General features: G+C 74.0%; 4 protein-coding genes. All 4 read left to right on the top strand.

Annotation, left to right across the window (positions count from 1 at the left end):
* Positions 1–74 precede the first annotated feature (74 nt).
* A complete protein-coding gene (locus tag Plo01_RS32910; protein ID WP_239317533.1) occupies positions 75–6,827 on the top strand; it encodes a non-ribosomal peptide synthetase in 6,753 nt (2,250 codons plus the stop codon).
* Positions 6,824–10,003, top strand: coding sequence for a non-ribosomal peptide synthetase (locus tag Plo01_RS32905; protein ID WP_203894654.1), 3,180 nt, complete (start codon positions 6,824–6,826; stop codon positions 10,001–10,003). Before Plo01_RS32910 ends, Plo01_RS32905 begins: the two co-directional genes overlap by 4 nt.
* A gap of 51 nt (positions 10,004–10,054) precedes the next feature.
* A complete protein-coding gene (locus tag Plo01_RS32900; protein WP_203894653.1) occupies positions 10,055–10,948 on the top strand; it encodes a hypothetical protein in 894 nt (297 codons plus the stop codon).
* Between the two features lie 120 nt (positions 10,949–11,068).
* Positions 11,069–11,550: HAMP domain-containing protein (locus Plo01_RS32895; protein WP_373871746.1), on the top strand; the 482-nt coding region annotated here is incomplete at its 3' end.

Raw genomic sequence — 11,550 nt, 5'->3', positions numbered from 1 at the left:
ACTCAGCACGGGCGGATATGCATGAATGTCCTTCATCCGATGTAACGCGCCGCCCACCCGAAAGTGAGCCAGGTGTGACATCCTCGCCCGGTCTGTCCTCGAGCAACGTCCAGCTCTCCGACGCCAAGCGAGCCCTCCTCGAACAGCGCCTGCGCCGCCGCGCCTCCGGACGGGTTCCCACCGTCCCGGTGCGGCCCCCGGGACGGCCCGTCCCGCTCTCGTTCGGGCAGGAGCGGCTGTGGTTCATGGACCAGTTCGCCCCCGGGAACGCCGCCTACACGATCCCGATCTCCCTCCGGCTGCGCGGTCCCCTCGACCCCGGCCGGCTGGAGCTCGCCCTGCGCGCCGCCGTGGCCCGGCACGAGAGCCTGCGGATGCGTTTCCCCGCCGACGAGGACGGCCGCCCGTACGTCGTCGTCGACGAGGAGGCCGAGGTCGAACTGCGCCGCGCCGCCGCCGGGAGTGAGGCCGCCGCCACGGAGATCCTGACCGCCGAGATGGCCCGCCCCTTCGACCTGGCCGCGGACCCGCCGATCCGCGCGACCCTCGTCCGGATCGCCGAGGACGACCACGCGCTGCTGGTGACCGTCCACCACATCGTGGCCGACGGCTGGTCCGTCGAGATCCTCACCGACGAGCTGCGCGCGCTCTACGGCGGCGCCGACCTGCCCGACCTGGAGGTCCAGTACGGCGACTTCGCCCTCTGGCAGCGTGAGCGGCCGGTCGCCGAGGCGGACCTGGACTACTGGCGCGAGCGGCTGGCCGGGGTCCCGCCGCTGGAGCTGCCCGCCGACGGCAGGCGCGCCGCCGAGCAGACCTACGCCGGCGCCTCCCACGGCTTCCTCCTGGACCGTGAGCTGGTGGACGCGGTGGGCGCGCTCGCCCGGCAGGAGGGCGCGACCCTCCACATGGCGACGCTCGCGGCCTACCAGGCCCTGCTCGGCCGCTGGTCGGGCCAGGACGACTTCGCGGTCGGCTCCCCGGTGGGAGGACGCCCGCGCCGCGAGCTGGAGGGCGTCGTCGGCCTGTTCATCAACGTCCTGGCGATCCGGGCCGACCTGGGCGGCGACCCGTCCTTCCGGGAGCTGCTGGACCGGGTCCGGCGGAGCACCACGGACGCCTACGCCCACCAGGAGCTCCCCTTCGAACGGCTGGTCGGGGAGCTCGGGATCGTCCGGGACGTCTCCCGGCCGCCGGTCTTCCAGGTCGGGCTCGCCTTCCAGAGCTACCACGGCGCGCAGCGGCCGGCCTGGCCGGACCTGACCGTCGAGCCGTTCACCCTCGACGCCCCCGCCGCCCGCTTCGACCTGGAGCTCTTCCTGGAGGAGGAGCCGGAGGGGCTGCGCGGGACCTTCGTCTACAACCGCGACCTGTTCGGCCCGGACACCGTCGCGGGCCTGGTCTCGCACTTCGAGACCCTGCTGCGCGCGGCGGCCGCGGCGCCGGAGACCCGGGTCTCGGAGCTGGAGATCCTCCCGCCCGCCGAGCGGGAGCGGATCCTCGCGCACGCCGCCGGGCCGTGCGAGCCGTACGGCGGGGACGCCACCCTCGGCTCGCTGTTCGAGGCGCAGGCGGCGCGCACCCCGGACGCCGTGGCGGTGGAGTTCGAGGACGTCCGGCTGACCTACGCCGAGCTGGACGGGTGGGCCAACCGGCTGGCCCACCGGCTGCGGGAGCTGGGCGTCGGTCCCGGCTCGCGGGTCGCGATCTGCGCCGAGCGCTCGCCCGAACTGGTCGCGGGACTGCTGGGCACGCTGAAGGCGGGCGGGGCCTACGTGCCGCTGGACCCCGACTACCCGGCCGACCGGCTGGCCTTCATGCTCTCCGACGCCGGGGCCGCGGTCCTGCTCGTCCAGGAGGCCGTCAGGGACCGCCTGCCGCCGACCGGCGCGCGGACCGGGCCGTCCGGCGCGTCACCGGACACCGCCTCGCCGGACGACGCCTCACCCGGCCTCCCGCCGGACGGCCCGGTCGCCGTGTCGCTGGACGCCCCCCTCACCGGCTACCCCGCCACCCCTCCGCAGCCCGCGGCCGCCTCCTCCGACATCGCCTACATGATCTACACCTCGGGCTCGACGGGCCGGCCGAAGGGCGTGCCCAACACCCACGCGGGCATCGGCAACCGGCTCGACTGGATGCAGCGCGCCTACCGCCTGTCGGGCGACGACGTGGTGATGCAGAAGACCCCGGCCGGGTTCGACGTGTCGGTGTGGGAGTTCTTCTGGCCGCTCGTCACCGGGGCCAGGCTCCTGCTGGCCCGGCCCGGGGGGCACCGCGACACCGCCTACCTGCGCGACCTGATCACCGGGCGGGGCGTCACGACGATGCACTTCGTGCCGTCGATGCTGGCGGCCTTCCTCGCCGAGGAGGACATCGAGCGCTGCTCCTCGCTGCGGCGGGTGGTGTGCAGCGGCGAGGAGCTGCCCCCGCACGTGGCCGACCGGTTCTTCGCCCGGCTGCCGCAGGTGGAGCTGTACAACCTGTACGGCCCGACGGAGGCGGCCGTGGACGTCACCCTGTGGCGGTGCGAGCCCGGCGACGCCACGGTGCCCATCGGGCGCCCGGTGCAGAACACCGCCCTGTACGTCCTGGACCGGCACCTGCGGCCGGTCCCCTACGGCGTGCCGGGCGAGCTGCACATCGGCGGGGTCCAGCTGGCCACCGGCTACCACGACCGCCCCGCGCTGACCGCCGAGCGCTTCGTGCCCGACCCCTTCGGCCCGCCGGGTGCGCGCCTGTACAAGACGGGGGACCTGGTACGGCTCCGCCGCGACGGGGCGATCGTCTTCCTCGGCCGGATCGACACCCAGGTCAAGATCCGGGGCCAGCGCATCGAGCTGGGCGAGATCGAGGCGGTCCTGCGCGAGCAGCCGGGCGTGGGCGAGGCGGTGGTGACCGTCCGGGAGGACGGCGCCCCCGGCGACAGGCGGCTGGTCGCCTACGTCGTGCCCGGCGGCGCGGGCGCGGCGGGCCCCGGCGATGCGGGCGACGCGAGTACGGCGGGCTCCGGCACGGGCCCCGGCGCGGGCTCCGATCATCCGGCGTTCGACACGGCGGCGCTGCGGGCGGCGCTCAAGGCCGCCCTGCCCGACGCGATGGTGCCCTCCGCGATCGTCGCGCTGGAGACGCTGCCGCTGAGCCCCAACGGCAAGCTGGACCGGGCGGCTCTACCGGCGCCGCCGCGGCCCGGGGAGACCGGCGGGCGGGGCGCCGAACCGGCCACGCCCGCCGAGCGCGCCATCGCGGAGGTCTGGCGGGAACTGCTGGACGTGGAGAGCGTCGGGGCCGACGACGACTTCTTCGAGCTCGGCGGCCACTCCCTGGTGGCCATCCAGGTGGTCACCCGCCTGCGCAAGGCGCTGCCGGACCTGAGGGGAGGGCGCGCGATCGGGGTCATGGACCTGTTCAAGAACCCGACGGTGCGCGCCCTGGCGGAGCTGGTGGAGCGGCCGGACGCGCCGCAGGGGCCCCGCTCCCTGCTGTACGAGCTGACCCGGCCGGGCCCGCGGCGGAGCATCACCTACGTCTGCATCCCGTACGGCGGCGGCCAGGCCATGGTCTTCCAGCCGCTGGCGGACGCGCTGCCCGAGGAGTGCGCGCTGTACGCCATGGCCTTCCCCGGGCACGACCCCGGCCTGCCGGACGAGGAGACCAAGCCGCTGGACGAGATCGCCGACCAGTGCGTCACGGAGATCCTGGAGGGCATCGACGGCCCGCTGGCGATCTACGGCCACTGCGGCATCGGCGGCGCGCTCGCCGTGGAGGTGGCCCGGCGGCTGGAGGCGCGCGGCCGGGAGCTGGAGGCCGTCTACATCGGCGCCATCTTCCCGTTCGCCCGGCCCACCGGCCGCTTCGCCGGACCCCTGGGCCGGCTGCTGCGGACGGACCGGCTCCGCGGCGACCGGGCCTACGAGAACCGGATGAAGTCGATGGGCAACGACGTCTCCGGCCTCGACGAGGAGCAGATCAGGTTCATGGTGCGCAACCAGCGCCAGGACACCCTGATCGCCGAGGAGAGCTTCACCCGGCTGCTGCAGGAGGAGATCACCCCGCTCCGCGCGCCGGTCGTCTCGGTGGTGGGCGAGCAGGACCCCGCGACGGACTACTACGGCGAGCGCTACAAGGAGTGGCACTTCCTCAGCCCGGAGACGGCACTGGTCATCCTCGACGAGGCCGGGCACTACTTCCTGAAGTACCGGGCGGAGGACCTGGCGGAGATCCTGACCAACACCCACATCGCGATGGGGTACGGTGCCGCGCACACCCTCGACCGGACCTCCCGGGGCCCCGCCGCGGGCTGGTGGATCGAGGAGACCTCCGTCCTGCCCCGCGAGACCCCGGAGTCCGGGGCGGAGGAGCTCGCGGGCGCCGCCCCGGGCTCGGCGGAGACCCGCGCGGGCGGGGACGGCGTCTCGGCGGGAGTCCGCGCGGGCGGCCGTACGACACCGGGAACCCGCATCCGAGAGCGCCCGCCGCGCCGCCCGGCCGGGGGCCGTCCCGCGCCCGAGCCCAGCATGCGTCGGTTCATGGTCGTCGCCCTGGCCCAGCTGGTCTCGATGACCGGGACCGCGATAACGGACTTCGCGATCCCCGTCTGGATCTATCTGACGACCGGGTCGCTGGTGGACTTCGCGCTGTTCACCGCACTGTCGATCATGCCGGGCGTGGTGGCCGCGCCGCTGATCGGCGCGCTGGTGGACCGGGCGGGCAAACGCCGGATGATGGTCACGGGCGCCTGCCTGGCGGGCGGGGTCCAGCTCGCCCTGGGCCTGCTGCTGTGGACCGGGAACCTGGAGATCTGGCACCTCTACCCGCTGACGGCCTGCCTGTCGATCGCCCTGATCTTCCAGCGCCTGGCCTTCACCACCGCGCTCCCCCAGCTGGTGCCCAAGCAGTACCTGGGCCACGCGGCCGGTGTCGTGCAGATGGTGATGGGCACCTCGCAGTTCGTCGCGCCGCTGGTGGCCGTGGCGCTGCTGTCCTCGATCGGCCTGAACGGCATCCTCGTCGTCGACGTGGCGAGCTTCGGGGTGCTGCTGGCGGTGCTCGCGCTCGTCCGCTTCCCCGCCACGATGGCGCACGTGCGCCGGGAGACGCTGACGGCGGAGATCGCCAACGGGTTCCGGATGTCGTTCGGCAACCGGTACCTGCGGGCCGCCCTGCTGTACTTCGCGGCGCTGAACGTGATGCTGGCGGCGCTGTTGCTGTCGATCTCCCCGCTGGTGCTGTCCTTCGCCCCGCTCTCCACCGCCGGGCAGATCTCCTTCGCCGGCGGCGTGGGCGCCACCCTGGGCGGCCTGGCGGTCGCGCTGTGGGGCGGCCCGCGCCGGCGCCGGATGCGCGGGGTGCTCCTGGCCACGCTGCTGCTGAGCTTCTTCGCGGTCGTCACCGGCCTGCACGCCTCCCCCCTGGTCGTGGGCGCCGGCGCCTTCGGCCTGTGGTTCAGCCTGTCGATCGTCAACGGCGTCTTCATGACGATCGTGCACGTGAAGGTGCCGCAGCGCTTCCACGGCCGGGTCATGGCGGTCAACCAGATGATCTCCTGGTCCACGCTGCCGCTGGGCATGGCCGTGGTCGCGCCGCTGGGCGAGCGCCTGCTGGAGCCGCTGCTGGCCCCGGGGGGCGCGCTGGCCCCGACTGTGGGCGCCGTGATCGGCGTGGGCGAGGGCCGGGGCATCGCCTTCATGTACATCGTGCTCGGCCTCGGCATCGCCGTGCACGTGCTCGTCTCGATGCGGATCCCCGTGCTGGCCCGGTTCGACGACGAGGTCCCCGAGGCCACGCCCGACGACCTGGTCGGCGCCCAGGCCCTGCGCGAGCGCGCGGGCAACCGCGTCAGCCTGGCCTGGAGCGCGCCCGCCTTCGCCAAGGCGCTCACCATGCCGCTGTCCGCAGAGAAGGCAGGCGAGCTGCTGGGAGCCGAGGTCGAGCGGGTCGTGCTGCGCACCGGCGGGGAGATCAGCGCGGTCTACGAGGTCCGCTGCGCCGACCGGAGCCTGCCGCACCCGGACCTGATCGTGAAGATCTACCCCGACCTGTTCACCGCCCGGCTCCACAAGGAGATGCTCGTCTACGACCTGCTGCGCGGCAGCGGCGTCCCGGCGCCCGCCGTGGTCAAGTGGGACGACTCCAAGCGCGACCTGCCCCGCGCCTACCTGGTCATGACGAAGATGGAGGGACGCCCGCTGTCGGAGGTGTCCGGCTCCCTGCCCGAAGCGGCGATCGCGGGCCTGTACCGCGAGATGGGGGCCGCGCTGCGCGCCCTGCACGGGGTGGAGCTGCGGGAGTTCGGCCCGGTCGACGGGGTGCGCGAGCCTTCCAACGAGGCCTACCTGGGCGGGCAGCTCGACCTGCGGACGGCCCAGTTCGCCGAGTTCGGCGGCGATCCGGACCTGCACGCCGAGATCGTGGAGTACGTCGCCGCCCGCCGGCACCTGCTGGCCCGCTGCCGTACGCCCGTCCTGTGCCACCACGACTTCCACGAGCGGAACGTGATGGTCGCCGAACGCGACGGATCGTGGCACATGACCGGCGTCATCGACATGGAGAACGCCCTCGGCGGCGACCCGCTCATGGACCTGGCCAAGACCGACTACTTCGCCGTCCGGGGCGATCCCGTGCGCCGCCGGGAGCTGCTGGCGGGGTACGGCGAGCTGCCCGACGACTGGGCCGGGCGCGTCGCCCTCTACCGGCTCTACCACGCTCTGGACCAGTGGGGCTGGCTGGCCACCATCGGCGAGACCGACGCGCTGGCCCCCATCACCGGTGAGATCCGCGACTGTCTGAAGGATTCCGCGATGAAGGACTCCGTGAAGGAGGGCCGTTGACCGGCGACGTCTTCCCCGCCTCGTTCGCCCAGGAGAGGATCTGGTTCCTCACCGGCCTCCATCCCGATCTCGGGATCTACAACATCGCGGGCTGCTCCTCCCTGCCGTGGATGCGCCCGGTGGACCCCGAGCTGCTGGAACGCGCGCTCGGCCTGCTGGTGCGCCGGCACGAGCCGCTGCGCACCGCGTTCGCCCTCCAGGAGGGGCGGGTCGTCCAGGTGGTCGCCGCCGACGCCCCGGTGGTCCTCGCCCGCGACGACGTCTCGGGCGCGGCCGACCCGCGGGCGGAGTTCGACCGGATCGCCGCCGAGGAGGCGTCCGCCCCCTTCGCCCTCGACCGGGCCCCGCTCTGGCGCGCCCGGCTGGTGCACCTGGGCCCGGGCGGGACGGATGCTCCCGGCGGGGAGGGTGCTCCGGGTGGAGGCGGCGCGGCGGATGACGACGAGTGGCGGCTGCTCTTCATCGCCCATCACACGATCTACGACGCCTGGTCCGCGCAGATCCTCAGCGAGGAGCTGGCCGAGATCTGCACGGCGCTGCGCGAGGGGCGCCCGCCGCGCCTGCCGGAGCTGGCGATCCAGTACGCCGACTACACCATCTGGCAGCGCGACCGGCTCACCGGCGGGGCGCTCAAGGCCGACCTGGACTACTGGCGGGAGAAGCTGGCCGGGAGCGTCCCGGTGGAGCTGCCCGCCGACCGGCCCCGCCCGGCCGAGTTCGGCTACGCGGGCGCCACCGTCGGCTTCTCCGTGCCGGACGGCACGGCCGGGCGGGTCGCCGATCTCGCCAGGCGGACGGGCACCACGCCGTTCATGGTCCTGCTCACCGCCTTCTCGGCGCTGCTGGCCCGCTGGACGGGCCGGTCCGACGTCGTCGTGGGCTCCCCGGTGGCCGGCCGCGAGCTGCCGGAGCTGAACTCGCTGATCGGCATGTTCGTCAACATCCTGCCGCTCCGCGTCGACCTGGCCGGCGATCCGGCGTTCGGCGAGGCGCTGGAGCGGGTGCGCGCCACCGTGATGGAGGCCCTCGACCACCAGGAGGTGCCGTTCGCCACGCTGGTGGAGACGCTCCGGCCGCCGCGCGACCCCGGCCGGACCCCGCTCTACCAGATCGGGTTCAACCAGCTCCCGATCGACGCGCGCGGCCGCCAGCTGGCCACCGGGACGGCCAAGACGGACCTCACCCTGGAGGTGCAGAGCCCCGACGGCGGCATGAGCGGCTGGGTCGAGTACAGCACCGACCTGTTCGAGGAGGAGACCGTCCGCCGCCTCGTCTCCGGTTTCCTGACCCTGCTGGAGGCGGCCCTCGGCGACCCCGATCTTCCGGTCTCCCGGCTCCCCCTGATGAGGGAGGAGGAGCGCTCCCTGGCGCTGGCCGCCGGGCGCGGCCCGGCCACGCCGTACCCGGAGCGCCCGCTGCACGAGCTGGTCGCCGAGCAGGCGGCGCGGACGCCGGACGCCCCCGCGGTCGTGGCGGGCGGCGGGTCCGGGACGGTGACGCTGACCTACGCCCGGCTGGAGGAGCGCGCCGACGCCCTGGCCCGGCGGCTGCGCCAGCGCGGGGTCCGCGCGCGGACGCCGGTGGCGGTGTGCCTGCCGCGGGACCCCGACCTGATCGTGGCGCTGCTGGCGGTGCTGAAGGCCGGGGGCTGCTATGTGCCGCTGGACCCGGAGTACCCGGCCGAGCGGCTCGGGTTCATGCTCGCCGACTCGGGCGCCGCGCTGCTGCTGACCCGCTCGGCGCTCGTGGAGCGCCTGCCGAGCGACCATCCGCCGGCGATCCTGCTGGACGCGCTCCTGTCCGGGGACCTCCCGCCGCTGCCCCCGGAGAAAACCTCCCCCGACGCCCTCGCCTACGTGATCTACACCTCCGGGTCGACGGGCCGGCCCAAGGGGGTGATGGTCCCGCACCGGGGTGTGGTGAACCTGGTCACCGGCCTGGGCTTCACCCCCGCCGAGCGGATGCTGCTGCTGACCTCGCTCTCCTTCGACATCGCCGCGCTGGAGATCTTCGGGCCGCTGCTGGCGGGCGGGACCGTGGTGCTCGCCCCGCCGTACGGGACGGGCGGGCTCGGCGCGCTGGTCACCGAGGCAGGGGTGACCACGGTGCAGGCGCCGCCCTCGGTCCTGACGGAGATCGCCGGCCACCTGCCCGCCGGGCTGCCCCGGATCTTCAGCGGCGGCGAGCCGCTCCCGGCGCACCTGGCCGGGCGGCTCCGCGAGATCGCCGGCGAGGTGTGGAACCTCTACGGGCCGACGGAGACGACGATCTGGTCGACGGCCTGCCGGGTGCCCGGGGAGGCCGGGACCGTGTCCATCGGCCCGCCGGTGGCCAACACCGTCGCCCTCGTCCTGGACGCGGCGCTGGAGCCGGTCCCACCGGGGGTGGCGGGCGAGCTGTACCTGGGCGGCGACGGCGTGGCCCGCGGCTACCACGGCCGTCCCGGCCTCACCGCCGAACGCTTCGTCGCCGACCCCTTCGGGCACGGCGCCCGGCTCTACCGGACCGGCGACCTGGTACGGCGGACGCCCGACGGCGCGCTGGAGTTCCTGGGCCGCGTCGACGACCAGGTCAAGGTGCGGGGCGTACGGATCGAGCTGGGCGAGGTGGAGGCGGCGCTGGCGGCCCATCCGGGCGTGCGCCGGGCGGTCGCGGCGGTGCGGGACGACGCCCCCGGGGGCCGGGCGCTGGTCGCCTACCTCGACACGGGCGGCGCCGTGATCCCCGCCGGGGAACTGCGGGCGTTCCTGCAGAACCGGCTGCCCGCCACGATGCTGCCCAGCCTGTACGTGCCGGTCGGCGACTTCCCCCGGCTCCCCAACGGCAAGCTCGACCGCTCCGCCCTGCCCGCCCCGCACACGGGCGGCGAGACGGCCCCGGCGGCCGGACCGTCCACCGCGAGCGAGGAGCTGGTGCACGAGATCTGGTGCGAGGTCCTGGGCCGGGCCGATCTGGGGATCGACGACGACTTCTTCGACGTCGGCGGCCACTCGCTGCTCGGCACCAAGGTCGTCGCCCGGATCTGTTCCGAGGTCGGGATCGACCTGCCGATGAACATCCTGTTCGGCACCCGCTCGATCCGCCTGCTCGCGGCGGCCGTCGAGGAACACCTGGCCGCCGAGATCGACCGGCTCCCCGAGGAGGAGGTGGAGGCGCTGATCGACGGGCGTGCCTGACCGGCCCGTCCCGGACGCCATGAGACCCGGATCCGGGGGTAGACGGGTCCCATGGCGTCTTCCTCACCTCACCCGGTCCCCGGACCGCACCCGGTCCCCGCGCCGCAGCCGGTCTCCTCGCCCCGGCCGCCCTCCGCACCGGGGCGGGCCGCCGCGCCCCGCCGGGGCGGGATCCTGTACACGCTGGCCCGCGGCGTCGCGGTGCTGCGCCGCGGGCGCGCCCTGCACACCCGCGGGCGGTCCTTCCTCGCGACCTTCCGGGTCATCGACCATCCCGACATCTATCTCGGCATCCCCGTCCTCGACGAGCCGGGTGAGCACGAGGTGCCGGTGCGTCTGTCGAAGGGGGCGTCCCTGCCGGGACGGCTGCCCGACGCGCTCGGCCTGGCGATCCGGCTGCCCTGCGACTCCGCTCCCCGCGGCAGCCTCGACCTGCTGCTGACCACGACCGGGTGGCCGAGGTCCGTGCCCTTCCCCAGCACCGGGTTCACCTCCGGCGTCTTCTCCACCCTGGTCTCCTACCGGCACGCGGCCGGGCGGCTGCGCTTCCTGGCCGTCTCGGCGGACCGCGGCCGGGCGGTCTCCCCCGACCCCGGCGGGCTCGTCCCGGCCGTCGAGGCCGCGCCGCTCCGGTACGCCCTGGGCATCGAAGGGTTCCACCACCGGCCCCTGGCGTTCTTGAGCGTGCACACCCCGCTCCCCGAGGCGGAGGAGATGGCGTTCGATCCGGTGGTCAACAGCCATCCGGCCCTGCAGCTGCACGGCCCGCTCCGGTGGGCGCGCGCGGTCGGCTACGCGGGCTCGCGGCTCGGGCGCGGACACTCCGGCCACGCCGACTCACACCCCGGGCGCGAGCATCCCGGCTACACCGACTCACAGCGCGGGCACCCCGGGCGCGAACCCTCGCAATTGGGGCGTGAGCGCACGAATACCGAGCGTAGGTGACCAACTGAAGGCACAAATTTCAAGAAAACAAACAAGTCCACCAACCGTCAGGCCACCTCCGCAGGCCCCGAGTCATACCATTGCGTGACCTATCCAGGTTGTAGAGATGCGATGGTGCACATGACTGAGACCGCCAACGCGGCGAAGCGCACTTCTACGAAGGCCGGAGGCGTGGAGGAGCTCGACCTGCGCCAGCTCCTGGCCGGCCTCACAGCCGTGCGTGACGGTGATTTCGGGACCCGCCTGCCCGACGAGGGCGACGGGCTGCTGAAAGAGATCGCCACCGTGTTCAACGGCATGGTGGACCAGCTCTCCCTGTTCACCTCCGAGGTGACCCGCGTGGCCCGCGAGGTCGGCACCGAGGGCCAGCTCGGCGGCCAGGCCGACGTCCCCGGCGTCTCCGGCACCTGGAAGGACCTCACCGACTCGGTGAACGCCATGGCGGGCAACCTCACCGACCAGGTGCGCGACATCGCGCAGGTGGCGACCGCGGTGGCCACCGGCGACCTCTCCCGGAAGATCACCGTGGACGTCCGCGGCGAGATCCTGGAGCTGAAGAACACGCTGAACACCATGGTGGACCAGCTGTCGTCCTTCGCCGC

Source organism: Planobispora longispora (genome assembly GCF_016863135.1).
In the GTDB taxonomy this organism is placed as follows: domain Bacteria; phylum Actinomycetota; class Actinomycetes; order Streptosporangiales; family Streptosporangiaceae; genus Planobispora; species Planobispora longispora.
This window is presented reverse-complemented; position numbering and strand designations above follow the sequence as displayed.